This window comes from Nocardioides sp. Root240, assembly GCF_001428825.1.
Classification (GTDB): Bacteria; Actinomycetota; Actinomycetes; order Propionibacteriales; family Nocardioidaceae; genus Nocardioides.
Genome location: NZ_LMIT01000010.1, coordinates 837,182 through 863,393, shown reverse-complemented (window position 1 = coordinate 863,393; position 26,212 = coordinate 837,182). Strand labels below are relative to the sequence as shown.

Here is a 26,212-nt window from a genome sequence, read left to right as displayed (position 1 = left end):
TGGAGCGGACGGTCAGCGACGTGCGACGACCGTGAGGGTGGGCGTCGACGACGGGAGCGTCTTCGACGACCCGGCGTACGACGCCGCGAGGCGGTGCGTGCCGCGCGCGAGCCTGAGCGCGGCGCTCGCCCGGCCGGCGCTGACCAGCACGGTCTTGACGACCTTGCCGTTGTCCTTGATGACGACCTTGCCGCCGTTGGGGACCTTGCTCGCCGTGATCCGGTAGGTGACCGTCACGAGCGGCTTGACCAGCGTCGGGCCGGTGATGCCGAGGGCGGTCGCGACCTTGCCGGGAGCCGGGGTGGCCGTGACGGTCACGGTCGGGTCGGCCGGCAGCGGGATGGTCGGGCGAACGCCGAGTGCGGAGCCGACGATGTCGAACAGGTCGGTGTTGTCGATCTCCCCGTCAAGCAGCTCGGATCCCGCGCCGTAGGAGAAGATCGGGACGTCCGCACCGGTGTGGTTCCCGGAGAGGTAGGTCAGCCAGAGGGCGCCGTTCGCGGTGCCGTCGAGCGAGGTGTAGTTCGGGCCCTGGTCGACCGTGCCGAACGTCGCGGGGGCGAAGTTCTTCACGTCCGTCTGGCCGGCGCCGCCGTCGTTGATGAAGTCGTGCGAGCGGACCGCGTCCTTGGCGCCCGACGAGGGACGCGACGGGTTCGACGTGTTCTTGCCGTCGTTGTTGGCCGGCGGGGCGGCGGCCTCGGCGTTGGTGAACGAACCCTTCTCGATGATGTTGAAGCCGGCGCACTCGTGGTCGGCGGTGACGATCACGAGGGTGTGGCCGTCCTGCTTCGCGAAGTCGTAGGCGACCTTGACCGCGTCGTCGAACGCCTTGGTCTCCTCGAGGGTCTGCGCCGCGTCGTTGGCGTGCGATCGCTTGTCGATCAGGGCGCCCTCGACCTGCAGGTAGAAGCCCTTGCCGGACGCGTCCGACTTGGCCTTGAGGACCTCGATCGCCTTCGTCGTCATGTCGGCGACGGTCGGCTCCTGGGCCTCCGGCTCACCGGGGTTCTCACGCTTGTACTTCTCGATGGTCATGTTGCCCTTGGAGAAGAGCGCGAAGACCTTGCCCGCATCGGCCGGCACGGCGGCGAGCTGGGTCTTGTTCGCGACCGTCTGCGTGCCGGGGTCGCTGAGCACCGTGTAGCCGTTGCCCTCGAGCGTGGCCTTGTTGGCGGCGTCGAAGCGGCTCAGGCCGCCGCCGAGGATGACGTCGGCGGTCTGGTTCGTGGCGATCTGGTCGGCGATCGGCGTGACCCGCAGGTCGTCGGTGGCGAGGGGGCTGCCGCCGGTGACCTCGGGCAGCTGGCACGACGCCTCGACGTAGTTCGGGCCCTGGCAGGCGCGCTGCAGGGTGTGGCTCATCTGGCCGGCGGGCGTCGCGTCGGTGATCTCGGCGGTCGACACGTTGCCGGTCGCGAGGCCGGCGGCATGCGCGAGCTCCATGAGCGTGGGGGTGATGGTCGCCTTGGCGTCGATGCCGTTGGCGTTGTTGTAGGTCTTCACGCCGGAGGCCCACGCCGTCGCGGCGGAGGAGGAGTCGGTGACGTAGTTCGGGGAGAAGTCGGCCGCGCCGGGCTGGCCGGAGTTCTTCTGCACGGCGTACGTCGCCACCTGGCCGGTCGTGCCGAGCTTCTCCATCGAGAGCTCGCCGTCGGCGCCGTGGTAGCGCTGGCGGGCGGCGCTGACCTGGGTGCGGCCCATGCCGTCCCCGAGCAGGTAGATGACGTTCTTGATCCCGTCGTCGGCGTTGGCCGACGCGTGCGGGGTGGCGACCAGCGTGCTGCTCGTGGCGCCGACGAGCGCCAGTGCGGCCAGGGCCGCAGTCCTCATCCGGGGGTGCACGTGCACTCCTTCATGTGTCCGTGCGGACCCGACAGCCGAGTCCGCTCGTCGCGGACGGTAGGCACGCCCGGGAGCCGGGCATCGGGCGCAGCATGGCCGCGTGGTGGACCCGAGGTGAACACCACCGCGTGGCCCCCGGGAGGCCGGCGGGTTTACGTGGCCGTGACGCGCTTCACGGCGTGATCCCGTGAGGTTGGTGAGGCTGTGAGGACTAGTTGACCTCGGGGTGCGGCACGAGCGCCGGGACGCGAAATCTCCGGCGACCACCATGGACACATGACCGAGAGCCACCGCCCCGAGGAGCCGCGCCAGCGGCTCGTCGTCGTCGGCTCCGGCATGGCCACGACCCGTCTCGTCGAGGAGCTGGTGGCCCGCCGGGCCACCGAGCTGTACGACGTGACCGTGCTCGGCGACGAGCCCGTGGCGCCGTACAACCGGATCCTGCTCTCCGCCGTCCTCGAGGGCACGCACCGCCCCGAGGCGCTGACCCTGCGCTCCCCGGAGTGGTACGCCGAGCACGGCGTCGACCTGCGCCTGGGCGCCCGGGTGCTGGGCGTCGACCGCGACCACCGTGACGTGATGCTCGTCGACGGCACCCTCATCGAGTACGACGTGCTGGTCCTCGCGACCGGCAGCATCCCCACGCTCCCGCCGATCCGCGGCCTGGTCCGGATGGACGGCTCGCTGCACGACGCGGTGCACGCCTTCCGCAGCCTCGGCGACTGCCAGCGCCTGCTCGAGGCGATCGAGACGACCGACGAGGACGGCCGCCCGGTCAACCGGCGCGCGGTCGTCGTCGGCGGCGGCCTCCTCGGCCTGCAGGTGGCGCGGGCGCTGGGCGCGCGCGGCCTCGACACCGAGATCGTCGAGGGCGCCGAGCACCTGCTGCACCAGCAGATCACCAGCGCCGCCGGGCGGATCCTGGCGCGTGACCTCAAGAAGCTCGGGGTCGCGGTCTACACCGGTGCCCGGGCCATCCGGATCAACGACGCGTCGGACGGTGCGGGTCTCCTCGGCCAGGCCATCGGCCAAGGACAAGTGCGGGTCCTCGACCCGCTGCCGCGCAACCCGGGCCGGGTCTCGCTGCGCCTCGACAACGGCTTCACCCTCGACACGGACCTGCTGGTGCTCACCGCGGGCGGCCGTCCGTCGACCGCGCTGGCACGGGGCGCCGGTCTCGAGGTCCGCCGCGGGATCGTGGTCGACGACCGCCTCGCCAGCGTGACCGACCCGGGCATCCACGCCCTCGGCGACTGTGTGGAGCACGACGGCCGCACCACCGGCTTCGTCCCGCCCGCCTGGGAGCAGGCCGGCATCCTCGCCGGCATCCTGTGCGACGAGGCCGTGAAGTACGACGGCGCCCGCATCGTCGCCCGGCTCCGTGCGACCGACCTCGACGTCGCCGTGCTCGGCGACGCCGACCGCGAGGTCGCTGCCGGTGGTGAGGTCGTCGAGGTCTCGAACCCCATCTCCGGCTCGCACCGCCGGCTCGTCGTCCGCGACGGCCGGATCGTCGCGGCCACCCTGGTCGGCGACCTGTCGCGCGTCGGCCTGATCACCCAGCACTTCGACCGGCAGACGGTCCTCGGCCCCCGTGAGCCCGGGAACCTGCTGATGCCGGAGCGCACGGCGGACGAGGGCAGTGCTGCCCTCACCCTCCCCGACGATGCCGAGGTGTGCGCCTGCGCGGGCGTCACCGCCGGCCGGATCCGCGGCTGCTCGTCCTTCGAGCAGGTCCGTGACACCACGCGCGCCACCACCGGTTGCGGTGGTTGCGCCTCGACCGTCAGGCAGCTGCTCGGCACCCCGAGCCCTGCCCTGGCCACCACCCAGAAGGGGTCCTGACATGGCACCGCACCTCCGCAAGCAGCTGGTCGTCGTCGGCCACGGCATGGTCGGCCACCGCTTCGTGCAGGCCGCGATCGAGCGCGGGCTCACCGAGACCCACGACATCGTCGTGCTCGGCGAGGAGCCGCGCCCGGCGTACGACCGCGTGGCCCTGACGTCCTTCTTCGAGGTCGGCGCGGAGGCGCTGTCGTACCTCCCCGGGGGCGTGTACGACGACCCGCGGGTCACCCTGCGGATCGACACCGAGGTCGTCGCGATGGACGCGACCGAGCAGACGGTGACCCTCGCCGACGGCGAGACGCTGCGCTACGACGAGCTGGTGCTCGCCACCGGCGCCGCGCCCTTCGTCCCGCCGGTGCCCGGCAAGGACCTGGGCAACGTCTTCGTCTACCGCACCATCGAGGACCTCGAGGCGATCCGTGAGGCGTCGAAGGGTGCCCGGGCCGGCGCGGTGATCGGCGGCGGCCTGCTCGGCCTGGAGGCGGCCAACGCGCTGCACCAGCTGGGCGTGCAGACCCACGTCGTCGAGATGGCGCCGCGCCTGATGGCGGTCCAGGTCGACGACGCCGGCGGCGCGACCCTCAAGCGGCACATCGAGGAGCTCGGCCTGACCGTGCACACCGGTGTGATGACCGAGCTGATCGACGGCGACGCCGACGGCAAGGTCTCGGGCATCAAGTTCAAGGACGAGGACACGCTGCCCCTCGACATCGTGATCTTCTCCGCCGGCATCCGTCCCCGCGACGCGATCGCCCGAGCAGCCGGCATCGAGACGGCCGAGCGCGGCGGCGTCCTGGTCGACGAGCAGTGCCGCAGCTCCGACGAGCACGTCTGGGCGATCGGCGAGTGTGCCGCGCCGGGTGGCCGGATGTACGGCCTGGTCGCCCCGGGCTACACGATGGCCGAGGTCGTCGTCGACACCCTGCTCGGTGGCGAGGCCGGGGCCTTCACGGGTGCCGACATGTCCACCAAGCTCAAGCTCCTCGGCGTCGACGTCGCGTCCTTCGGCGACGCCTTCGGCACCACGGACGACTGCCTCGAGCTGGTCTTCGCCGACGCGGTCGCCGGCATCTACAAGAAGCTCGTCGTCCTGGAGAACGCGACCGGTGGCTTCGAGCTGCTGGGCGGCATCCTGGTGGGCGACGCGTCGGCGTACGGCGTGCTGCGTCCGCTCGTCGGCAGCGGCATGGCGCTCCCGGACAACCCGGAGGAGCTCATCCTCCCGGCCGGTCGCGGCGGCGGCATCGAGATCGGGCTTCCCGACGAGGCGCAGGTCTGCTCCTGCAACAACGTGACCAAGGGGGAGATCCTCGCCGCGGTCTCCGAGGACGGCGGCTGCGACAGCCCGGCGTGCGTGACCAAGTGCACCCAGGCCGGCGCGACCTGCGGCTCCTGCAAGACGGTCGTGAAGAAGATCGTCGAGGACCACTTCGCCGCCACCGGCAAGGTCGTCGACCGGTCGCTGTGCGAGCACTTCGCGATGACGCGCCAGGAGCTCTTCGAGGTCGTGGCCGTCCATGGCTACAACCGCTTCGACGACATCATCGAGGGCCACGGCAAGGGCCGCGGCTGCGACATCTGCAAGCCGGCGGTCGCCTCGATCCTCGCCAGCCTGCTGAACCACCACGTCCTCGACGACAGCTTGGCCACGCTGCAGGACACCAACGACGCCTACCTCGCCAACCTGCAGAAGAACGGCACCTACTCCGTCGTCCCGCGCATCCCCGGCGGCGAGATCACGCCCGACAAGCTGATCGTGATCGGCGAGGTGGCCCGCGACTACGGCCTCTACACGAAGATCACCGGCGGCCAGCGGATCGACCTGTTCGGCGCCCGGATGGAGGATCTGCCGGCCATCTGGAAGCGGCTCGTGGACGCCGGCATGGAGTCCGGCCACGCCTACGGCAAGTCGCTGCGGACCGTGAAGTCGTGCGTCGGCTCGACCTGGTGCCGCTACGGCGTGCAGGACTCGGTCGGCATGGCGATCGAGCTCGAGCTGCGCTACCGCGGCCTGCGCTCGCCGCACAAGATCAAGGGTGGGGTCTCCGGCTGCGCCCGCGAGTGCGCGGAGGCGCGCTCGAAGGACTTCGGCATCATCGCCACCGAGAAGGGCTGGAACCTCTACGTGTGCGGCAACGGCGGCGCCATCCCGGCCCACGCCCAGCTGCTCGCCGGCGACCTGTCCCGCGAGGACCTGATCAAGTACCTCGACCGCTTCCTCATGTACTACATCCGCACCGCCGACCGGCTGCAGCGCACGTCGTACTGGATGGAGGCGATCGGCGGCCTCGACCGGATCCGCGAGGTGGTGGTCGACGACAGCCTCGGTCTCGGCACCGAGCTGGAGGCGGCGATGGACAGCCACGTCGACTCGTACTTCGACGAGTGGAAGGCCACGATCGAGGACCCGGAGAAGCTCGCCCGCTTCGTGTCCTTCGTCAACGCGCCCGGCACGCCGGACCCGAACATCACCTTCCGCGAGGAGCGCGGCCAGATCCAGGCCGCCAACAACGAAGGACCGGTGTCCCTGGGCGCCACGATCCCGGTGGGAGGCCCCCGATGACGACCGAGGCCCAGACCGGCACCGAGACGGTGGTGTGCCGGCTCGACCAGATCCGCCCCGAGTCGGGCGTGACCGCGCTCGTCGACGGCTCGGCCGTCGCCGTCTTCCGGACCTACGACGACGAGGTGTTCGCGCTCTCGAACTTCGACCCCTTCGGCAAGGCGTCCGTGCTCTCGCGCGGCATCGTCGGCACGAGGACGGTCGTCGCGGAGGCCGGCGAGGAGCAGGTCCCGTTCGTCGCGAGCCCGCTGCTCAAGCAGCCGTTCGACCTGCGCACGGGGGTCTGCCTCGACGACCCGACGGTGGCCGTCCCGTCGTACGACGTCCGGGTGGTCGACGGCGTGGTCCTCGTGGGTGCCGCCCGACCCCCGCAGTGCGAGACACTGTGACGGTGCCGACCAGCGAGCAGCCCCTCACCGGATTCAGGATCGGGGTGACGGCTGCGCGCCGGGCCGAGGAGCAGATCAGCCTGCTGGAACGCCGCGGCGCCGAGGTGATCCACGCGCCTGCGCTGTCCGTCGACCCGAACCGCATCGACGAGGTCGGCCTGCTCGCGGCCACCAAGGACGTGCTCTCGCAGCCCGTCGACATCTTCGTCGCGACCACCGGCATCGGGCTCAAGTCGTGGTTCACGGCCGCCGAGCGCTGGGGTCTGCTCGACGACCTGGTGACCCACCTCGGCTCGGCCGAGATCCTGGCGCGCGGGCCCAAGAGCGTCGGTGCGCTGCGCCGGTTCGGCCTGCGCGAGCTGTGGGCGCCGGAGTCCGAGGCGTTCGAGGACGTGCTCGGCCACCTGCGCGGCCGTCGCCTCGACGGCGTCCGGATCGTCGTCCAGGAGCACGGCCAGTCGCTGTCCATGGCAGCCCACGCACTGCGCCGGCTGGGCGCCGAGGTCACCACCGTCGCGGTCTACCGCGTCGAGGGTGCCGCCGACCCCGAGCCGATGTTCGGCCTGATCGAGCAGATCGCCGAACGCCGCGTCCACGCGGTCACCTTCACCGCCGCCCCCGCGATCGCCGCGATGATGGACGCCGCCGGCTCCACCGGCCACCGCGACGAGCTGGTCACCGCGTTCCAGGCCGACGTCGTCGCCTCCTGCGTCGGACCCGTCACCGCCGCCGCCTTCGAGATGTGGGGCGTGCCCTCGATCTACCCCGAGCGCTCGCGCCTGGCCGCGATGGTCAAGCAGCTCGAGACCGAGCTGCCCTCGCGCGCCGCCGGCACCTCGCTCGAGGTCGCCGGTCACACTCTGCTGCTCCACGGCGACGACGTGCTGCTCGACGGCGTCGAGGTGAAGCTGTCGCCGGCGCCGTACGCCGTGCTGCAGGCGCTGCTGGTCAACCCCGGCACCGTGGTCTCGCGCCGCGACCTGCTCGGCGCGCTGCCCTCCGGCACCGCCGGCTCCGAGCACGCCGTCGAGATGGCCGTCGCCCGGCTCCGCGCCGCGCTCGGCACCCGCTGCATCCAGACCGTCGTGAAGCGCGGGTACCGCCTGGCGGTGACCTCGTGACGAGAACGCCCGAGCTGACGTCATTGTCTCCGTGGGCTCAAGCCCACGGAGACTATGACGCAAGCTCCGTCAAGAGCCCCGCGCGGCTGATCACGGTCGCCCACGGGACGCGTACGGCGGCCGGCAACCTCGTCGCCGCGGCCGTCACCGAGGCGGCCGGCCTGCGTCTGGGCGTGCCCGCCACGACGTCCTACGTCGAGCTGTGCGCGCCCCTCTTCGCCGACGTGGCCGCCGGCGTCTGCGCCCCGACCGTGGTCGTGCCGCTGCTGCTCTCCACCGGCTACCACCTGCGCCACGACCTCCCCGCCGCCGTGCTCGGCTCGCCGGACCCCGGCCTCGTGCGTCTCGGCAGCAGCCTCGGGCCCGACCCGTTGCTCGCCCGTGCCCAGGTCGACCGCCTGCGCGCCGCCGGCGCCGTCCCCGGCCAGCCGGTCGTCCTCGTGGCGGCCGGCTCCTCGGACCCGCTCGCCACCGCCGACCTGGAGGGAGCGGCTGCGCTGCTCGCCGACGCCTGGGAGGCACCGGTCCGCCTCGCCACCCTGTCGGGGCTGGGCCCGCGCCTGCACGACGTCGTGCGCGCCGGGGACGCGGTGTCGCCGTACCTGATGGCGACGGGGTACTTCCACCGCAAGGCCCGCCACGACGCCCTCGCCGCCGGCGCGAGCGTCGTCGCCGACGTGATCGGCCCGCATCCGCTGCTGGTCGACCTGGTCTGCGCGCGGGCGGGCTCGTTGGCATCAGAGCTCGTGCAGGCCTGACGCCGGCCGGGTCAGGCGGTGTGCACGACGATCGGCAGCCGCGCGCGCACGATCTCGCCGGTCAGGCCGGAGAACTCGACCTTGAACTCGACGTTCCAGCGCAGCGAGGAGTGCACGGCGTCGGTGGTCGGGTCGATGCCGGTCGGCAGCGGCAGCGTGAACGGCAGCTCCACGCGACGTCCCTGGACCAGCGACACGCCCTTCGCGACGGGGATCATCGGCCGCGGCAGGTGGGCCTCGCTGGCGCCGGTCGGGGGCACCTTCTCGAGCGGGTGCGAGTCGAGCAGCTCCTGGAACCACGCGGCCACCAGCGCGGTGCGTGCGACCGGGTCGCGTGAGGTCAGCCCGAGCACGCCGCGGACCTCGCTGCCGGGGAGGTAGCAGGTGCGCTCGGCGGCGATGTCGAACAGCACGGAGTCGGCCGTCCTGCGCTCGCCCTGGACCAGCGGCAGGTCGGCCCGCTCGGGTGCCGGGTCCGGTGCGGCGACCACCACGGTCAGCGGTACGTCGACGGCGACGTCCCGTCCGCGGCGCTCGATCCGCAGCCGGACCTGCCAAGCGACGGTGCGGTGGTGGGGTCCGGCGGTCCCGGACGAGCCCGGTGCCCCGGCCGGGACCTGGAAGGCGGCGAGGTGCCGTCCTTCGACGAGCACGCCGCCGGTCGCGTCGAGCGGCCGGTCGACGACGGGCACCCAGGCGTGAGCGTCCTTCGTCGTCCCCGGGCCGCTGTCGGCGGCGGCACCGACCCACACGTGCCGGAAGCCGTTGACGTAGCCGAGCTCGACCCGCGCCGCGTGGATGCCCTCGATCGACCGCGGGACCACCACCGTGGCGGCCACCGTGTCGCCGGCGCGGTACGGGCCCGGGCCGACCTCGAGGACCGGACCCCTGCGACCGATCACGGCGCCGGCTCGTCGCGCTTCTGCGAGGCGCGGAGCGGCCAGAACAGCACCCACAGCACGCCGTACAGGATCTTCCCGACGACCCAGACCGGCAGGTACATCGCGAGGAAGAACAACCAGCCCGGATAGGTGAGCAGCAGGCAGAGCTGGACGAACTGCTTGAGCACGACCGGGTAGCCGGCCGCCAGCTCGAGCAGGAACCGCGGGTGGGCCGCGGCCAGCACCCACTGCGCCGTCGTCTGCTCCGGCGGCGTGGGTGCCGGCGTCTGCTCGGGCGTCACCGGAGGCACGACGACGCTCCGTCCAGCACGCCCTGCCGGAAGGCCTTCACCCGGTCGTAGCCGGCACCCTGGCGGTCCGAGTCGCCCGGACCGCGGAAGACCAGCAGCGCCTTGATGCCCTCGTCGAGGTCGCCCGGCGAGATGCTGTAGCTGCTGGTCTTCGCCCGGTTGTGGAGGATCACGCTGGCCGTGTAGCCGCCGGCGAAGCAGTCGGTGATCCGGGTCGCCTCCTTCTCGTCCACCTCGACGCCGGCACGCGCGAGCGCGGCCAGGCCCCACTGCGTCGCGAGCAGCGTGGCGACGGCGTAGTCGCCGCCCTGCTCGTAGATGCGGGGCATGTCGGTGACGTTGTCGAAGCCGACGTAGTCGTCGGGGACGCAGTAGAAGAGGACGTACGTCGAGGTGTCGGCGTCGCCGCACGGCGGCGCGTTCGCGGGGTCGAACGGCTCGTAGCCCTTGAGGGGCGTCCACCTCTCGCCGTCGGCGAGCTCGGGGTAGAGCTGCGACCAGAAGTCCTCGAGGTCGTAGGGCACGCCGGAGATGATCTGGTCGTACGGCGCATCGCCGCCGCGGGCCTCGTCCGCCGCGTCGTTGAACGGCAGCTCCAGCACGGCGGGCTCGCCGTCCGCGTGCCCCTTGCACCGGGCGACGCCCTGGTCGAAGCCGTCCTGGAAGGCGCTGACGCGGTCGAAGCCGCTGCCGTGCGCGGAGGGGTCCATGCTGTTCGTGCCGGGGGTGTCGCGCAGGTCCAGGATGCCGGCGAGTGCGGTGTCGAGGTCGGCAGCCGTCACGTCGAAGGCACCGGACTCCTGGGCGTGCTGCGCCCACGCGCCGGCGAAGCAGTCCGCCTGCAGCTCGGAGGAGACGGTCAGCTGGTTCTGGTCGAAGAAGCCGGACCGCTGCTGCAGGGCGTGGCCCCACTCGTGGGCCAGCACGATCGGGATGACGAAGTCGCCGTACTTCTCCCGGAGGTCCGGCAACAGCTCGTCGGCGTCCCAGGCCACCGAGTCGTCGAGCTTGCAGTAGAAGGCGTTGCCCTGCACGTCGGCATAGCTCGACGCGCACTCCGGACCCTCGGTCGAGTCCGGCGTCAGGGCGTAGAGACCGCCGTCGACGTCGGTGTAGTCGGTGCCGTACAGCGTGGGGAAGGCGTCCTTCCAGAACGACTGCAGGTCGCCGATCGCCTTGATGGCCAGGGCGTTCACGGGCGCGGACGCGTCACCGGAGATCTCGATGGCGGCGGCGGGGGACGCGGTGGGGTCGGACGACTTCTCGTCGGTCGACGCGGTCCCGCCGCCGCCTCCGCCACATCCGGCGAGGAGGCCGAGGGCCAGCAGTACCGGCAGAGTGGTCAGGGCGGTCCTCACGGCGTGATCGTGGTCTGCTCGTCGATGACCTTCATCGCGGCCACCAGGGCGTCGAGCTCGGCGCTCGGTGCGTAGGCGTTGAGCTGCAGCACGTAGAGCGCGGACTCGGCCGGGATGACCACGGTCTTCTGGGCGACGACGAGCTCCTGGCCGCCGTCGGTGTAGGTGCCACCGAGCTGGACCGCGTCGAACCCGCCGAGGGTGCTGGCGTCGCCACCCATGTTCATCGGGGTGAACCCCTCCAGGGCCTGCAGCTCGCCGGGTGCGTACTCGAGGATCTTCGCCGGATCGGCGTCGCCGTCCAGCCGCGCGAGGATGCCCAGCACCCGCGGCGGGTCGTTCGCGTCGGCGGCGCCGTCGAACGCGATGGCGCCGTACGACGCGGCGTCGGCGTACGCGTCGGTCGGGCTCCAGCCGTCGGGGACGGGGATCTCGACGGCGATCTCGTCGTTCTCGCGGTCGAGGAGGGTCTGCTGGACGCCGGCCTGCTCGAGGTACTCGGGGATCGTCGTCGGCTCTGCGGCGGGTGGTTCGCTGCTGTCGTCGGCCGAGGGGGAGCTGCTGGTCGGGGACGCACTGGGCGTCTTCCTGGCGTCCGCATCCGTCTTGTCGTCACCGCAGGCCGCGAGGCCGAGGGCGAGGAGCAGGACGGTCGGGACGACGGCAAGGCGGGACGGCTTCTTCACGGGGGCTCCTGGGGGGATGGGGGCACGCCGCAGCGCCCCCACGACGCTGCGACTGACGAGGAATCTAGGTAGGGCGCTTGGAATCTGATTGGAACCGGCCTGCGCGGGCGGCGGCCTCGCTAGGGTTCGAGCCGGGGGACCCGTACGTCGTGCTGTGGATCGGGAGAGATGGTCGACTACTTCCTGTCGGGCGCCGTGGCCGCCAGCGAGGCCGGAACGCCCCTGGCGCTCGGAGGCCCCAAGCAGCGCTGCGTGCTGGCCGTCCTCCTCGCCCACCGCGGATCGGTGGTCAGCGTCGACCGCATCGTCGACGCGGTGTGGGCGGAGTCCGCGCCGGCCAAGACGCTGACCTCGGTCCGCTCGTACGTCGCCAACCTGCGCCGGGTGCTCGACGCGACCGCCGGTGGTGCGGGCCCCGCGCGGCTGGTCTCGCGCCCGCACGGCTACCAGCTCGACCTGCTCGAGGGCGACACCGTCGACCTGTTCTGCTTCGAGGACCTCGTCGTGACCGGACGAGCCGCCCTGGTCCGGGGCGATGCCCGGGCAGCCGAGGACGACCTGGTCGCTGCCCTCGCGCTGTGGCAGGGCGACCCGTTCGGGGAGTTCGCGGCGCAGGAGTTCGCCGCGACCGAGGCGATCCGGTTCGAGGCCCTCCGCGCTGCTGCCGTCGAGGCCCGCTTCGACGCCGGGCTGCAGCTCGGCGTCGGCGCCGACCTGGTGCCGGAGCTCGAGGCGGCGGTCGCCGAGCACCCGCTGCAGGAGCGGCTCTGGGGACATCTGGTGCTCGCCCTGCACCAGGCGCACCGGACCGCCGATGCCCTGCGCGCCTTCGACCGGGCCACGGCCGTCCTCGAGGAGGAGGTCGGTGCGTCGCCGGGGGAGGGGCTGCGTGCCGTGCTGCGGCAGGTCCGGGAGGAGGCGCCCGCGTCGCCGGTCGCGCGGCCCGTGGCCGTCGTACCGCCGCTGTTCGTGGGACGCGACGCCGAGCTGGACCTCGTCACGGGTGTCGGCGTCGCCGCGGGCGGCGGCCTGATGCTCGTGACCGGGGAGAGCGGGATCGGCAAGACCGCGCTGGTGCAGGTCGCCACCGACCGGGCGCGAGCCGCGGGAGCCGTCGTGGCGTGGGCCGGACACCCCAGCGGGGTGCGTCTCCCGCTGCTGTGGACGTGGATACAGGTCCTGCGCCAGGCCGGGAGTGCGGCCGGAGAGGCTGGGCGGAAGGCCGTGCTGGCCGAGGCGCCCGACCTCGTCGCCGCGCTGGTCCCCGAGTGGGACGACACCGGTGCCGTCGACGAACGCGCCCCGGCGTCCGGCTTCGCCCTCGTCGAGGGGATCGTCACCGCGCTGCGGATCCTCGCCGCGCACGCCTCACTGGTCGTCGTGGTCGATGACCTCCAGCACGCCGACGAGGAGTCCCTCGACGTGCTCGCCCTCGTGGCCGCGGAGTTCCCCCGCCTGCCGGTGCAGGTGGTCGGGACGTGGACCTGGTTCGGCTCCGAGCGGCCGATGAACCGGGCCGCCTTCGACCGCCTGGCCCGGTCCTGCGACCGCGGCGTCGTCCACCTCGGCGGACTCGACGAGGCCGCGGCGGTGAGCCTCGTGGAGGCGACGGCCGGCGCCCCGGTCGCCTCCGGGGTGGCGGCCGAGGTGTGGCGCCGGGCCGGCGGGAACCCCTTCTACGTCAAGGAGATGGCGCGCAGCCTGGCGGGCGCCGACGCCGGCGCGACGGTCCCGAGCACGGTCGTCGGGGTCGTCGGACGACGCCTCGACGCGCTCGATCCCGCCTGCCGGCGGGTGCTCGAGGCGGCGGCGGTGATCGGTCCGGAGTTCGCGGTCGCCGACCTGGCCGACGTCGTCGACCTGCCCATCTCCGCGGTGCGCGCGCGCCTGCAGCCCGCGTGGCAGGCCGGACTGGTCGACGAGCTGTCCCACCGGCCGGGTGCCCTCCGGTTCAGCCACGGCCTGCTCCGTGACGCGCTGCTCGCCCAGCTGTCCGGCGCGGAGCGGTCCCGTGTGCACGCTGCCATCGCGGCCCGGCGGGCGCCCGGGTTGGCGTCCTCGCCGTACGAGCTGGCGATCTCGACCGCCGACCACGCCTGGCAGGCGGGCACCGAGCTGGATCCGGTGGTGGCGCTCGCCCTCGTGGAGGGCGCCGTCCGGCGGGCGATGGACCGCTCGGCGTACGCCGACATCGTCGACCTGACCCGCAAGGCGATCCAGGTCTGCGAACGACTGCCCGCCGAGCCGGCGTACCTGGACCGGCAGGTGACGCTCTGGCTGCACCTCGCCGGCGCGCAGTCGATCGTCGGCGGGATGGCCGGCGCGGATGCGACGGAGTCGGTCCGGCGGGCGTTCGAGATCGGTCAGGACCTCAAGGGGCGCAGCTTCTACAGCGCCGTCGCGATGCAGTGCCAGGTGCTGGTCGCGCACGGCCGGATCGACGAGGCGATGGTGATCGGCGCCGGCCTGCACGAGGAGCACCTGCGGACGGGTGATCCCGACATCGGGCTCGTCAGCCACATCGTGCAGGTGATGAGTGCCTCGCTGCGGGGCGACGTCGACGAGCTGGTGAGCGCCGGGCAGCACATGCTCGACACCTTCGCGCCGCCCGAGACGCTGACCGACCCGTTGCACTTCTTCCACCCGCGGGTGCTGTGCTGGATGGCGCTCGGCGAGGCCTGTCGCGGTCGCGCCGAGGAGTGCGACGCCCACATCCGCCACGCCTTCGAGCTCGCGCACGCCCGCAACAGCTTGTTCGACGTCCTCGTCGCGCGGATCGCCGTCGTCGAGAGTGCCGCCATCCTCGGTCGCCTCGACGGCACCGCCGAGCTGGCCGACGGCGTCGACCGCGACTTCGTCGCCGCCGGCAGCGAGCAGTGGGCCGCCGTCGCACGGATCATCGCGGTGTGGGCACGCACGCTGTCGGGCGAGCCGGGGGAGGACGATCCGCGGCTCGTAGTACGGCAGGCGCTGGAGGACTACACCTTCGACGGCACCCGGGTCATGACGCCCTTCCTGCTCGCCCTGATCGCCGACATCGAGGCCGCCCACGGCGACCTCGACGCCGCCCGGGAGCTGGTGCAGCGCGCCGCCCGGGTCGCCCGGGCCACCGGTGAGCAGGCCTGGTCCGGCGCGATCGCCGAGCGGGCGGCCGCACTGGCCGCACCCACTGCTACGGCGTGATCGTGGTCGTCGCGTCGATCTCGCTCAGCGCGGTGACCAGCACGTCGACCTCGGCCGGCGGCGCGTAGGCGTTGACCTGCAGCACGTGGAGCTCGTCGCCGTGCGGGATCACCACGGTCTTCTGCGCGATCACGAGCTCGTGCCCGCCGTTGGAGTAGGTCCCGAAGACCTGGACCGCGTCGTACGCGCCGAGGGTGCTGGACTCGCCCTCGTCCATGGGTGTGTAGCCGTCGAGGCCCAGCAGCTCGCCGGGGGCGAGCTCCAGGATTCGTGCCGGGTCGGCGCCTCCGTCGATCCGGGCCAGCAGGACGAGAACCCTGGGCGGCTGGGTGGCGTCGGAGGCGGCGTCGTGGACCAGCGCACCGTACGACGCCTCGCTCGCGTAGTCGTCGCTCGGGCTCCAGCCGTCGAGCTCGGGCAGTGCGACGACCGGGCCGCCGTCGTCCGGACCGAGGGCGGTCTGCTCGAAGCCGCCCTGCTGGAGGTACTCGAGGATCGTGGTCGGGTCGCCGGAGGCGTCCGGTTCATCGGTCTGCGCCCCGGGCGTCTCCGTCGGATCAGCGCTGGTCCTCACGTTGGCGGCCCGGGCCCCGGGCTCGTCGTCGCACGCCGCCAGTACCAGGGCGAGCAGAAGGGCCGCGGGTGCGGCGAGGTGGCGGGCAGGGTGCTTCACGGGGTTCTCCTCCGCGGTCCGGATCAGTGCGTGGAGGACGCTAGGGAGGCGCGCTTGGAGTTCGCTTGCGGTCGACCGTCGGCCCGAGCATCGGACGTCCTGGTCGACCTTGGACGACAAAACTCACGCTGGGACGAGGAAGCTTCGTCGTCCCAGCGTGAGTTTCACCGGCCGGCCGGTGAAACTCACTCGAGCGGGCGCGCGGTCGCCACCCCTGTCGTGGCCGCAGCCTGACCGTCGCCGGGCCGCTCCAAGCCGGTCGCAAGCCGATTCCAAGCGGGCAGGTCGAGGCTCGGAGGATGACCAGAAGACTCCCCTTCCTCCTGCACCCCGCGCTCGTCGCGGCCCTCGTGGTCCCGGCGAGCATCGGCATCAGCAGCAGTGCCGACGCCGCGACGCCGCGCTGCGCCGGCGTCAAGGCGACCATCGTCGGGACCAACGCCTCCCAGAAGATCAACGGCACCAACGGCCGCGACGTGATCGTGGCCCGCGGCGGCCACGACGTCGTCAACGGCCGCGGCGGCGCCGACATCATCTGCGGCGGCGCCGGCAACGACACGATCCTGTCGGGCGCCGGCAACGGCGGCCTGCTGTACGGGGACGACGGTCGCGACACGATCGTCGCCCAGGCCGACGACATCGGCCTCTACGGCGGCAACCACGACGACCTCCTCCGCTCGTCGAAGCGGTTGACGCTGTTCGAGGGCGGCGCCGGCAACGACCGGATCGAGGGAAGCCCGTATCCCGACGTCATCGACGGTGGCAGCGGCAACGACCACGTCCGCGCCAACGGCGGCGCCGACAAGCTGGTGACCGGCGGCTCCGGCAACGACCAGGTGTACGGCGGCGACGGCACCGACGTGCTTCGGGGCGGTCCGGGCGCCGACCAGCTCACCCTCGGGCCGGGCCCCGGTGGCTTCGGCTTCGGCGAGGACGGCAATGACACGATCGTCACCGGTGACGACGGCCAGACGATCCACGGCAACGCCGGCAACGACCTGATGAAGACCGCGTTCGACCGCTCGATCCTCGACGGCGGGACCGGCGACGACCGGCTGTACGGCGGCGCCGGTGCCGACCGCATCACGGGCGGTGACGGCAACGACGTCATCTCGGCGGCCGGCGGCGACGACGTCGAGCTCAACGGAGGCTTCGGCGTCGACACGTGCGACGGCGGCCCGGGTGCGGACGTCTGCAACGGCGGTTCCCCGGGCGGTCAGGTCAACTCGCCGACGGATCCGGACCTCTGCGAGGCCGAGGTCGAGAAGTCCTGTCAGGGCGTCGGTCTCCCCGAGCGGTGGACGGGCATCCTCTCCGGCCGTACCTACAACGACCGGGGGGCGGGCTTCGTCGACGACGTGACCTGGAACCTCCAGGTCACCCTCGTCAAGCAGCAGGACTTCGACGGACAGGTGTTCTACGAGCTCGAGACGTTCAGCGGGGAGTACAGCGCAACGGGGACCGGCTCCTGCACCTTCCGGCGGGCGGGCAGCTTCGAGGCTCTGGACGAGCCGTTGTTCGCCGACCTCCGGGTGGCGCCCGGCGGCGACACCTTCTACTTCGAGATGAGCGGTCCCGAGCTGCTCGAGGTGACGATGGTCTGCCCCACCAGCGAGCGCACCCACCTGGCGTCGCTGTTCACGGGCGGCCGCGTCATCGACGCACCGCGCGACCCCGAGTCCCCGACGCTCAGCGGCGGCTCACGGATGGAATTCGCTCCGGGGTTCTACCGGGAGTGGGAGTTCACGCTGGGGCCGGTGGTCCCCGACCTGCCCTGATCAGGAGCGACCGGCGCCCAGCGTCTCGGGCGTGTGCAGGCGCACCAGGAACCGCCGGGCGTGCGCGGGTGCGCGCCCGGCCGTCGCCAGCGACACGGTCACCATCACCGCGAACGCGAGCGGCACGCTCCACGCGGCCGGCTGGGCCAGCAGTGCGCCGGTCCAGCCGGGGGCATCGACCCCGGCCAGGTTCAGGACGGCGGCCCCACCGGCACCGAGCCCGCCGGCTGCCAGGCCCGCCAGCGCGCCGGCGTCGGTGAGCCCACGCCACCAGATGCCGAGCACCAGCAGCGGGCAGAAGGTCGACGCGGCGACGGCGAAGGCCAGGCCGACCGACTGGGCCACACCGACCTCGCCGACGACCAGCGCCACCAGCAGCGGTACGACGACCGCGATCGCCGTCGCGAGCCGGAACGCCGTCGCCACCGAGGCCCGCTCGCCCACCAGCCGGGTGGTGACGTCCTGCGTGAGCACGCCCGACACCGCGATCGTCAGGCCCGAAGCAGTCGAGAGGAAGGCGGCGAACGCGCCGGCGGTCACCAGCCCGGTCAGCAGCTCACCGCCGAAGCCGTGGAGCATCAGGCGGGGCAGCTCCAGCACCAGCACGTCGGCGTGGCCGTCGCGGACGAGCTGGTCGCCGTACACACGGCCGAGGGCGGCGTACACCGGAGGCCACACGTAGAACAGGCCGAGCAGTGCGAGCACGGCGAGCGTCGTGCGACGGGCGCCGCGGCCGTCGGGGTTGGTGTAGAAGCGCACGACGACGTGGGGCAGGCCCATGGTGCCGAGGAAGAGCGCGATGATCAGCGAGTACGTCGAGTAGAGGCCGATCCCGCCGCCCCCGGCGACCGGGTCCGACCAGCCCGGGCCCGACGAGAGCGCCGACGCGCCGGGCGATCCGTCGCCCCACCACACGATGACCAGCACCATCGCCGGCAGCAGGATCGCGGTCAGCTTCAGCCAGTACTGGAAGGCCTGCACGAAGGTGATCGACCGCATCCCGCCGGACATCACGTTGACCAGCACCACCAGGCCGACGATCACCGGGCCGACCCAGGCGGGTGCGCCGATGGCGGACTCCAGGGTGATGCCGGCGCCCTTGAACTGCGGCACGAGGTAGAGCCAGCCCACGCCGACCACGAGCAGGGACGATGCCGCCCGCACCCAACCCGAGCCGAGCCGTGCCTCCGCGAAGTCCGGCAGCGTGTAGGCCCCGGAGCGCCGCAGGGGAGCGGCGACCAGGACGAGGAGCACGAGGTAGCCGGCGGTCCAGCCGACGGGGTACCAGAGCATGTCCGCCCCGCCGACCAGCAGCAGTCCGGCGATGCCGAGGAAGGATGCGGCGGAGAGGTACTCGCCGCCGATCGCCGAGGCGTTGAGTCGTGGGCGCACGGTGCGGGAGGCGACGAAGAAGTCGCTCGTCGTCCGCGAGAAGCGCAGGCCCCAGGTGCCGATCGCGACCGTCGCGACCGTGACCGCGAGGACCGCGACCAGTCCGGGGACGGCGTCCGTGCTCACGGCGTCTCCGGCTCGTCGGACCCGCCGCCGACCAGGTCGGCGAAGTCGCGCTCGTTGCGCTCGACGCGGCACACGTAGCGCCAGCCGAGCAGCAGGAGGAAGGGGTACACGAGGACGCCGAGCACCAGCCAGGCCAGCGGGACCCCCACCACGGCGACCGAGCTCAGCGAGGGCCACAGGTGGAAGGCCAGCGGCAGCACGCCGAGCGTCGATGTGAGCGCTGTCAGCACGGTGAGGGCCAGCCCGAGCTGCTCGCGGAGCAGGGAGCGGAGGTAGACGTCGCCGAGCGCGGTCTGCTCGTGGACGTCGCCGAGCCGGCTCGACGCCCGGCCCGCGGCCTGGTGCCGGGGCGGACCGGTGACCCGGACCCGCTCGGTCACCGGGGGCCACTCACTGGCGAGCACCCGCCCGCCGGACCAGCACGTCGCGCAGGGCTCGGGTGTGGCGGCGGCTGACGGGCAGCTCGGTGGCGCCGACCATGACCGACGTGCGGCCGGCATCGGTGCGCACCTCCGTGACGTGGCCGAGCGCCACCAGCAGCGAGCGGTGGATCCGGTGGAAGCCGGCCGGCGCCCACTCCTCCTCGAGCGTCGTCAGCGGCACCCGCACCAGGTAGGCCTCGCCGGACGTGGTGTGCAGGCGGGCGTAGTCGCCGTGGGCCTCGACGTGGGTGATGTCGCCACGGTCCACGAAACGGGTGACGCCGCCGCGCTCGACGGCGACCTGGGTGTCGGGCTCGGGGGCGGGCGGTGCGGTGGAGGCGAGCACCCGTCGTACCGCCTCGGCCAGGCGCTCGGGGCGTACCGGCTTGAGGACGTAGTCGACGGCGTGCAGGTCGAAGGCGTCCACCGCGTGCTTCTCGTGCGCGGTGACGAAGACGACCGGCGGCGGCTGCTTGAACCGGCCGAGCACCTCGGCGAGCTCCAGCCCACTGAGACCGGGCATCTGGATGTCGAGGAAGACGCAGTCGACCTCGCGCTCGCGCAGGATCCGCAGGCCGTCGGTGGCGGACTGGCAGGCGATAACCTCGCCGACGCGCGGGTCGGCGTCGAGCAGGTAGGTCAGCTCGTCGAGAGCGGGCCGCTCGTCGTCGACCGCGAGCACCCTGAGCGCGCTCACACCGAGACTCCTGCCGCGAACTTCGGCACGCGGACGATCACCTTGGTCCCGGCGCCTGGAGCGGTCTCCACGACGAGACCGTAGTCGTCACCGAAGGTCGCGCGCAGCCGCGCGTCCACGTTGCCGAGACCGACCGAGTCGAGGGAGGCGTCGCCGGCGAGCGCGCGGCGTACCTTGTCCGGGTCCTCGCCGACACCGTTGTCCTCGACTTCGATCAGCGCCTCGTGCCCGCGGTCGTGGGCGTTGATGGTGAGCAGCCCGGTCTGGTCGGCGCCCTCGAGCCCGTGCCGGACGGCGTTCTCCACGAGCGGCTGGATGCAGAGGAACGGTACGACGACCGGCAGCACCTCCGGCGCGACGTTGAGCGTGACCTGGAGCCGGTCGCCGAACCGTGCCTGCTCGAGGAGCAGGTAGCGCTCGATGGAGTTGAGCTCCTCGGCGAGGGTCGTGAACTCGCCGTGGCGGCGGAAGGAGTAGCGCGTGAAGTCGGCGAACTCGAGCAGCAGCTCGCGGGCGCGGTCGGGGTCGGTGCGCACGAAGCTGGCGATCGCGTTGAGGGAGTTGTAGACGAAGTGCGGGCTGATCTGGGCCCGCAGCGCCCGGACCTCCGCCTCGATCATCCGGTTGCGGTGGGCGTCCAGCTCGGCGAGCGCGAGCTGCCCGGACACCCACTCCGCGACCTCCTCGGTCGCCCGGACCAGGCCGGCGGTCGGCGTCGGCGAGAACGCCTGGACCGTCCCGAGCACCCGGCCCTCGACGACCAGCGGGCTGACCACACCGGTCCGCACCGGGCAGCCCGGCTCCGAGCAGCCCAGCTGGGAGCGGTCGACGGTCCGTGTGCTGCCCTTCTCGATGGCCAGCAGCCCGACGACCGCCGCCTGGTCGAGGTGGTGGGCCCCGACGCCGTCCCACGCCAGCACCGCCTCGGTGTCGGTGATCGCGAGGGCGGGGGTGCCGAGCAGGGTGCGCAGGTGCCGGATCGCCCGCTCCGCACTCGCGGCGGTCAGGCCCTCGCGCAGTGCCGGTGAGGCGAGGGAGGCCTGGTGGAGCGCGCGGAAGGCTGCCCGGTCGGCATCGCTGCCGAGGTGCCCGCGCCGCCACAGCCTCGCCATGTCCCCATCATTCCCCTACCAGGCGGAGATCTCGGAGAGCACCGCACCGGAGAAGCCGTAGCGGCTGCTCCGCACGCACACCCACCGCCCGGCGTCGCCCGGCCGCCAGTCCCGGAACCTCCGGCCGTCGCCCGACACCTCGACCACCCGGTCGGCCGGGTCGAACGGTGAGCGCACCACGACCCGCCGCACGGGCTGGGAGCGGCCGAGGTCGACGCAGATCCGGGTGTGGCGGGGTGGGCGGCAGCTGCTCCGGTCGACGGAGCACTCGCCGCGCAGCCGGACCTGCTCGTGGCGGACCAGGTCACCGTCGGTCAGCGGGCACGTCCCCACGGCGGCGACCTGCCGCCCGCCCCGATCGGTCGAGCAGGGCCGGCCACGGGACAGCGGCGTGCTCGTGCCGGTGCCGTCGGCGGACGGCGCGGTGTAGACGTACGCCGCCCGGCCGCGTCGGGTGCTCGCCACCACCGTCACCCGGTAGTCCTCGTCCTCGACCTGCCAGCCCGGCACCACCGCCCGGGTACGGCGCACGCCGGTCGCCACCCGTACCGGCTCCGGGTCGCCGACGGCCCCGGGACCCGCGTCGGGGACCACGTAGACGTCGTACCGGACCCGGGGGCCGTGGGGCACGCCCGTCAGCGCCGGCCAGGTGACGGCGTTGCCGGCGACCCGCACCTCCGGCTGCCAGAGCACGATGTCGGGCACGTGCACCGGCGGGCGGCCGTTCGGCACGGACACCGATGTGAACGCTCCCAGGCCGCCCTCCGGGGCGAGGCCCCGCCCGCCGAGGCTGAGTGCCTTGCCCTCCTCCACCTCGTCGGCCGGCACGCTCCACAGCCCGTCGTCGGACACGTCGGCGCCGTGGGCCGACGGGCACAGGCCGGCGTCGGGGATCAGGCAGAACGTGCCGAGCGAGACCAGGCGCACCGACAGCAGCACGATGTTGTCGTCGAAGGGCTGCGTCAGCGTGACCGCGCCACCCGGGACCGAGTTCCCGTCGGCGTCCATCAGGCGGCCGTACGCGCCCCCGGCCGGCTGTGCCGGAGGGACGGGGACGACGGGGGCGTCGGGGCTCGCGGGAGAGCCGCCTGTCGTGGTGCACGCGGTCAGGAACAGCGCCGCCGCGAGGAGAGCCGACCACCTGCCCATGCGTGACCAACGCCCGGAGCCGGGTTGCGTCATGCGGACGGGTCGCTCGGGCGACCACTTCGCACGACGTCCGGCCCGGGAGCCGCGCCGGCCGGCGTCAGCGGAAGTCGATGAGCAGCATGCCGGAGTCGTCGTCGGCCGGCGGCTCGACGGCGGGCGGCACCGGAGCACCGCCGGCGGAGATCGGCACGGTGTCCTCGCCGACGTAGCCGCTCGGCTGCTCGGGGGTGGCCGTGTCGTCGCCGGACGCGGCAGGCGCCGCCGGACCGGCCTGGACGAGCGCGTCCTGCCGGATCGTCTTCGGCTGGATGCCGACGACCGCGCGGAAGCACTCGGTGACGTAGGGCAGCTGCATGCCGTCCATGCCGCGGCCGAAGTCGTCGTAGAACGCCAGCACCTCGCGCACCCGCGACTCCTGGCCGGTGCGCTCGAGGCCGGCGACGTCGGGGAGCGAGCGGACCAGGTCCTGCACGGACGAGCGGTCGATGACGTGCCACTGCTTGAAGGTCGCCTCGTCGGCAGGACCGAAGTACGGCGACGCCTCGAGCTCGTCGCCGGCTCCCATGCCCGTGGTGTGGTGGCCGATCAGGTTGCCGAGCCGCTTGACCCACGGGATCCGCTCGTCGCGGACGTTGCGCATGATCGCGAAGGTGCCGCCCCGCTTGAGCACGCGTGCGATCTCGGGCAGCGCCCTCTCGTGGTCGAACCACTCGAACGCGTCCGCAGCGACGACGACGTCGTAGGTCGCGTCGGCCGCGGGGATCTCCTCGGCCGACGTCTGCGAGACCCGCATCTCCGGCAGCCGCAGCGCGAGCCGGTCGAGCATCCGCGGGTCGGGGTCGGTCGCGTGCACGTCGTGGCCCAGCGCGACCAGGTGCTCGGTCAGCCGGCCCGTGCCCGCGCCGAGCTCCAGCACCGTCAGCGGCTCCTCGCCGACCAGCCACTCCACGGCCTCACGCGGGTAGCCCGCGCGTCCACGGTCGTAGGCCTCGGCCACCGCTCCGAAGCTGAGCGCGGCCGGGGTCGGGGAGGTGTCGTCGGTGGCCATGGGCCGAGGGTACGGCGGGCGGCCCGCCTCACGGCGGAGGCACGCCTGCACCGTCGGGCATCACACCCCGAGGGCCGCCAGCGCCATCGATCCCAGCAGGTCGTGCAGCCGGGCGTCGGGGATCCCGTGGCCGGCACGGGGCGTGGAGTTCAGCAGCCCGAACGCCGCCTGCGCCATCGCGTGCGAGCCCGCCTTGTCCAGGTCGGGGCTGAGGGTCCGCAGCTGGTCGGCCCAGAGCCCGATGTAGGAGCGCTGCAGCCGCCGTACCTGTTCGCGGGCCTCCGCCGGCAGCGACTCCCAGTCGCGGTCCTGCACGACGATCAGCGACCGTCGTGACAGCGCGAACTCGAGGTGCCAGTCGACGAGGCCGCGCAGGGCAGCGGCCGGATCGCCCCCGGCCGCGGCCACCCGCTCGCGACCGACGGCCAGCAGGTGCTCGCTGATCGAGGTCAGCATCTCGGCGAGCATCGCCTGCTTCGACGGGAAGTGCTTGTAGAGCGCGGGGCCGGAGATGCCGCACGCCGCGCCGAGCTCGGCGACGGAGACGCCGTGGAAGCCGCGCGCCGCGAAGAGGTCGGCCGCGGTGGCCAGGATCTGCTCGCGTCGCGACTCACCCACGCCCGAAGGCTAGGGCATGTCGGGCAATGCCTGGCGGCGCCGAAGCCGCCCGGCGCGCACACCGGACGACTTCGGCATCCACCGATCGTTGCCCGACATGGCCTGGACGACCGCCGCCGCGGCCGGACGACAACCAACCAGCCGGTTGGGGCGTCTGTGTCCTTGCCAGCAGGAATCGATGAGGGAGTTGTCAGCAGTGCGCGTACGTCGGAAGTGGCTCGTGGTGCTCGCCGCGATGGTGGCCCTGGTGCTCGGGGCGGCGCTCGCCGAGCGCGTGCCGAGGCCGATCTCGGACGCGGTCGCGCCGACGGCTCGCGCGGCCGGGGCCGAGGTGGAGCCGCAGCACCACCGGCCGGTGGCGCCCGACGTACCGCCTGCCCGGGTGCCGTACCGCGGGACGGTCTACCTCACCTTCGACGACGGTCCCGACCCGCGCTGGACGCCCCAGGTGCTCGACATCCTGCGGCGCCACGGCATCGAGGCGGTCTTCTTCGAGGTCGGCACCAGTGTCGCCGCGCACCCCGGCCTGGTGCGCCGGGTACGACGCGAGGGCCACCTGATCGGCAACCACACCTGGAACCACGCCTCCCTCACCACCCTGCGGGGACGGGCGATCCGCGCGCAGCTGGACCGCACCGAGCGGGCCCTGGGGGAGCGGCCCCGCTGCGTCCGGCCGCCGTACGGCGCCCACGACGCCCGCGTCGACGAGGTCATCCGCTCGCGGGGGCAGCGGGTGATGCTCTGGACCGTGGACCCACAGGACTGGGCGCGGCCCGGTGCCGATCGCATCGTGCGGCGCATCCTGCGCGAGGTCGAGCCCGGAGCGCGCATCCTGATGCACGACGGTGGTGGCGACCGCAGCCAGACCGTCGCCGCGCTGGAGCGGGTGATCACGCGGCTGCAGGCCCGGGGCTACCGGTTCGGCCTGCTCGACTGCTGATGCCGGGCCTCGGGAGCGAACCTCATCCAGATCGGGCATGACCCGCCCATCCGCCGCTGCTAGGCAGGACCGGGGGAGGAACCAGTCCTTCTCTGACAGCGGAGGAGAGCACCATGAACACGACCCTTGCCCGGCTCGGGACGGCGGCGGTCGCCGTCGCTCTCGCCGCGGCCGGCGCCCCCGCGGTGGTCGGCAGCCCCGGCGGTCAGAGCCCGCCGGCGCGCACGGTCGCCGAGCTCGACGGTCCCCGCGGCGTCGACGCCCTCGGGCGCGGCCGCACGCTCGTCACCGAGACCGGGGGCGACTTCAGCCTCGTGGTCGAGCGCCGCGGGCAGCCCGCCCTCGTCGTACCGCTCGGCAACCTGGCGACGGACTTCCCGCCTGCGATCGCCCAGGGACGACACGGGACCGTCTTCCTGCTCACGGGCGCGGCGGGACCGCCTCCGGAGGAGGCCGCGTCCACGCTGCGAAGCACGGCCGCCGCCGCGCCGTCCGAACCGGCCGCCGGAGCCACGCTGTTCAAGTGGCGTCGCGGCTGGTCCGCGCCGCGGCCGGTGGCCGACATCGCGGCGTACCAGGCCACCGACCCCGACCCCGACGACCAGGAGGGGTTCCCGGAGGACAGCAACCCCTTCGGCCTGGCGGCCCTGCGCGACGGCACCGTGCTGGTGGCCGACGCGGCCGGCAACGACCTGCTCCGGGTCTGGCCCGACGGACACATCCGCACCGTCGCGCGCCTCGCGCCACGGCGGGTCGAGGTCCCCGCGGGCCTGCCCGACGTCCCCCCGGAGGAGGGCGGACCGCTCCCGCCCGCCGGGACGCCGATCCTCGCCGAGGCGGTGGCGACGTCGGTGACGGTCGGGGCCGACGGTGCCTGGTACGTCGGTGAGCTGCGCGGCTTCCCGGCCACACCCGGGACCTCGCAGGTCTGGCGGGTCAGGCCGGGCACGACGAACGCGACCTGCGATCCCGAGCACCCGCGGCGTGGTCCCTGCCGCCGCCATGCCGACGGGCTGACCTCGATCATCGACCTCGCCGCGGACCGGCACGGTGTCCTCGCGCTGGAGCTGTCGAAGGCGAGCTGGCTCGCGTTCGAGCTCGGCCTGCCGGGTGCGGAGGCGGGTGGACTGTTCCGCCTGGTGCGCCGCCACGGCCACACGTGGAGGAAGGAGCTGCTGGCCGGACAGCTGGTCCTGCCGGGCGGCGTCGACGCGGCCGGCGGCGCGGTCTACGTCGCCGGGCCGCTGTTCGGGCCGGGAGCGCTGTTGCGCACCCGCTGAGCCCCGGCAGCCAGACCCGACCCCCGCCCGCTCT

The 26,212-nt window shown here is 73.1% G+C and carries 22 protein-coding genes; 9 read left to right on the top strand and 13 right to left on the bottom strand.

What is annotated here, in order from left to right; genetic code table 11:
- Positions 1-12: 12 nt before the first annotated feature.
- The gene (locus ASE20_RS14000) at positions 13-1,845 is read right to left on the bottom strand and encodes an alkaline phosphatase (protein WP_162261020.1); all 1,833 of its coding nucleotides are present in this window, start codon (positions 1,843-1,845) and stop codon (positions 13-15) included.
- Positions 1,846-2,121: 276 nt separating this feature from the next.
- Here ASE20_RS14000 and ASE20_RS13995 point away from each other — a divergent pair, with 276 nt between their 5' ends.
- Genes ASE20_RS13995 through ASE20_RS24360 form a run of 5 tightly spaced genes read left to right on the top strand, consistent with a single transcriptional unit; the run spans position 2,122 to position 8,524 of the window.
- On the top strand, positions 2,122-3,690 hold the full coding sequence (locus tag ASE20_RS13995; protein ID WP_056895119.1) for an FAD-dependent oxidoreductase: 1,569 nt from the start codon (positions 2,122-2,124) through the stop codon (positions 3,688-3,690).
- Position 3,691: 1 nt separating this feature from the next.
- On the top strand, positions 3,692-6,256 hold the full coding sequence (nirB, locus tag ASE20_RS13990) for a nitrite reductase large subunit NirB (protein ID WP_056895118.1): 2,565 nt from the start codon (positions 3,692-3,694) through the stop codon (positions 6,254-6,256).
- Positions 6,253-6,645, top strand: coding sequence for a nitrite reductase small subunit NirD (gene nirD / locus ASE20_RS13985; RefSeq protein WP_056895117.1), 393 nt, complete (start codon positions 6,253-6,255; stop codon positions 6,643-6,645). Before nirB ends, nirD begins: the two co-directional genes overlap by 4 nt.
- A 2-nt stretch (positions 6,646-6,647) precedes the next feature.
- The gene (locus tag ASE20_RS13980; protein ID WP_225869121.1) at positions 6,648-7,766 is read left to right on the top strand and encodes a uroporphyrinogen-III synthase; all 1,119 of its coding nucleotides are present in this window, start codon (positions 6,648-6,650) and stop codon (positions 7,764-7,766) included.
- The gene (locus ASE20_RS24360) at positions 7,763-8,524 is read left to right on the top strand and encodes a sirohydrochlorin chelatase (protein ID WP_162261019.1); all 762 of its coding nucleotides are present in this window, start codon (positions 7,763-7,765) and stop codon (positions 8,522-8,524) included. The genes ASE20_RS13980 and ASE20_RS24360 overlap by 4 nt, the downstream gene beginning before the upstream one ends.
- A gap of 11 nt (positions 8,525-8,535) precedes the next feature.
- Here ASE20_RS24360 and ASE20_RS13970 read toward each other — a convergent pair whose 3' ends face one another.
- From ASE20_RS13970 to ASE20_RS13955, 4 genes are read right to left on the bottom strand one after another with little or no spacing between them, the layout of a single operon-like run.
- Positions 8,536-9,426, bottom strand: coding sequence for a hypothetical protein (locus ASE20_RS13970; RefSeq protein ID WP_056895115.1), 891 nt, complete (start codon positions 9,424-9,426; stop codon positions 8,536-8,538).
- The gene (locus ASE20_RS13965; protein ID WP_056895114.1) at positions 9,423-9,716 is read right to left on the bottom strand and encodes a hypothetical protein; all 294 of its coding nucleotides are present in this window, start codon (positions 9,714-9,716) and stop codon (positions 9,423-9,425) included. The genes ASE20_RS13970 and ASE20_RS13965 overlap by 4 nt, the downstream gene beginning before the upstream one ends.
- The gene (locus ASE20_RS13960) at positions 9,704-11,074 is read right to left on the bottom strand and encodes a neutral zinc metallopeptidase (RefSeq protein ID WP_056895113.1); all 1,371 of its coding nucleotides are present in this window, start codon (positions 11,072-11,074) and stop codon (positions 9,704-9,706) included. The genes ASE20_RS13965 and ASE20_RS13960 overlap by 13 nt, the downstream gene beginning before the upstream one ends.
- A complete protein-coding gene (locus tag ASE20_RS13955) occupies positions 11,071-11,760 on the bottom strand; it encodes an LpqN/LpqT family lipoprotein (RefSeq protein ID WP_056895112.1) in 690 nt (229 codons plus the stop codon). Before ASE20_RS13955 ends, ASE20_RS13960 begins: the two co-directional genes overlap by 4 nt.
- A 168-nt stretch (positions 11,761-11,928) precedes the next feature.
- Here ASE20_RS13955 and ASE20_RS13950 point away from each other — a divergent pair, with 168 nt between their 5' ends.
- Positions 11,929-14,943 (top strand): BTAD domain-containing putative transcriptional regulator, encoded by a 3,015-nt coding sequence (locus ASE20_RS13950; protein WP_056895111.1) that lies wholly within the window; start codon positions 11,929-11,931, stop codon positions 14,941-14,943.
- Here ASE20_RS13950 and ASE20_RS13945 read toward each other — a convergent pair.
- Positions 14,933-15,616, bottom strand: coding sequence for an LpqN/LpqT family lipoprotein (locus tag ASE20_RS13945; RefSeq protein WP_056895110.1), 684 nt, complete (start codon positions 15,614-15,616; stop codon positions 14,933-14,935). The two genes, ASE20_RS13950 and ASE20_RS13945, sit on opposite strands and share 11 nt — an antisense overlap.
- Before the next feature lie 299 nt (positions 15,617-15,915).
- Between ASE20_RS13945 and ASE20_RS13940 the strand changes: the two genes are divergently transcribed.
- Positions 15,916-17,394 (top strand): calcium-binding protein, encoded by a 1,479-nt coding sequence (locus ASE20_RS13940; protein WP_056895109.1) that lies wholly within the window; start codon positions 15,916-15,918, stop codon positions 17,392-17,394.
- On the opposite strand, the gene ASE20_RS13935 is transcribed toward ASE20_RS13940, so the two are convergent.
- From ASE20_RS13935 to ASE20_RS13905, 7 genes are all read right to left on the bottom strand, one after another.
- Positions 17,395-18,912, bottom strand: coding sequence for a cation acetate symporter (locus ASE20_RS13935; protein ID WP_056895108.1), 1,518 nt, complete (start codon positions 18,910-18,912; stop codon positions 17,395-17,397).
- On the bottom strand, positions 18,909-19,292 hold the full coding sequence (locus ASE20_RS13930; RefSeq protein WP_056895210.1) for a hypothetical protein: 384 nt from the start codon (positions 19,290-19,292) through the stop codon (positions 18,909-18,911). Before ASE20_RS13930 ends, ASE20_RS13935 begins: the two co-directional genes overlap by 4 nt.
- A gap of 10 nt (positions 19,293-19,302) precedes the next feature.
- On the bottom strand, positions 19,303-20,031 hold the full coding sequence (locus ASE20_RS13925) for a LytR/AlgR family response regulator transcription factor (RefSeq protein ID WP_056895107.1): 729 nt from the start codon (positions 20,029-20,031) through the stop codon (positions 19,303-19,305).
- Entirely contained in the window at positions 20,028-21,143 is a 1,116-nt protein-coding gene (locus ASE20_RS13920) for a sensor histidine kinase (protein WP_056895106.1), read from the bottom strand. The genes ASE20_RS13925 and ASE20_RS13920 overlap by 4 nt, the downstream gene beginning before the upstream one ends.
- A gap of 15 nt (positions 21,144-21,158) precedes the next feature.
- A complete protein-coding gene (locus tag ASE20_RS13915) occupies positions 21,159-22,292 on the bottom strand; it encodes a hypothetical protein (protein ID WP_056895105.1) in 1,134 nt (377 codons plus the stop codon).
- Between the two features lie 97 nt (positions 22,293-22,389).
- Entirely contained in the window at positions 22,390-23,340 is a 951-nt protein-coding gene (locus tag ASE20_RS13910; RefSeq protein ID WP_082612385.1) for a class I SAM-dependent methyltransferase, read from the bottom strand.
- Between the two features lie 60 nt (positions 23,341-23,400).
- Entirely contained in the window at positions 23,401-23,958 is a 558-nt protein-coding gene (locus tag ASE20_RS13905; RefSeq protein WP_056895104.1) for a TetR/AcrR family transcriptional regulator, read from the bottom strand.
- A gap of 196 nt (positions 23,959-24,154) precedes the next feature.
- Between ASE20_RS13905 and ASE20_RS13900 the strand changes: the two genes are divergently transcribed.
- Together ASE20_RS13900 and ASE20_RS13895 are read left to right on the top strand one after the other, a co-directional pair.
- Positions 24,155-24,898 (top strand): polysaccharide deacetylase family protein, encoded by a 744-nt coding sequence (locus ASE20_RS13900; RefSeq protein ID WP_200952799.1) that lies wholly within the window; start codon positions 24,155-24,157, stop codon positions 24,896-24,898.
- Positions 24,899-25,011: 113 nt separating this feature from the next.
- A complete protein-coding gene (locus tag ASE20_RS13895) occupies positions 25,012-26,178 on the top strand; it encodes a ScyD/ScyE family protein (RefSeq protein ID WP_056895103.1) in 1,167 nt (388 codons plus the stop codon).
- The last annotated feature ends 34 nt before the right edge of the window (positions 26,179-26,212 follow it).

Bases quoted from the DNA above. Each gene is read 5' to 3' on its own strand.
- ASE20_RS13995 (WP_056895119.1), top strand. From the start codon at position 2,122: ATGACCGAGAGCCACCGCCCCGAGGAGCCGCGCCAGCGGCTCGTCGTC.
- nirB (WP_056895118.1), top strand. From the start codon at position 3,692: ATGGCACCGCACCTCCGCAAGCAGCTGGTCGTCGTCGGCCACGGCATG.
- nirD (WP_056895117.1), top strand. From the start codon at position 6,253: ATGACGACCGAGGCCCAGACCGGCACCGAGACGGTGGTGTGCCGGCTC.
- ASE20_RS13950 (WP_056895111.1), top strand. From the start codon at position 11,929: ATGGTCGACTACTTCCTGTCGGGCGCCGTGGCCGCCAGCGAGGCCGGA.
- ASE20_RS13940 (WP_056895109.1), top strand. From the start codon at position 15,916: ATGACCAGAAGACTCCCCTTCCTCCTGCACCCCGCGCTCGTCGCGGCC.
- ASE20_RS13920 (WP_056895106.1), bottom strand. From the start codon at position 21,143: ATGGCGAGGCTGTGGCGGCGCGGGCACCTCGGCAGCGATGCCGACCGG.
- ASE20_RS13915 (WP_056895105.1), bottom strand. From the start codon at position 22,292: ATGGGCAGGTGGTCGGCTCTCCTCGCGGCGGCGCTGTTCCTGACCGCG.
- ASE20_RS13910 (WP_082612385.1), bottom strand. From the start codon at position 23,340: ATGGCCACCGACGACACCTCCCCGACCCCGGCCGCGCTCAGCTTCGGA.
- ASE20_RS13895 (WP_056895103.1), top strand. From the start codon at position 25,012: ATGAACACGACCCTTGCCCGGCTCGGGACGGCGGCGGTCGCCGTCGCT.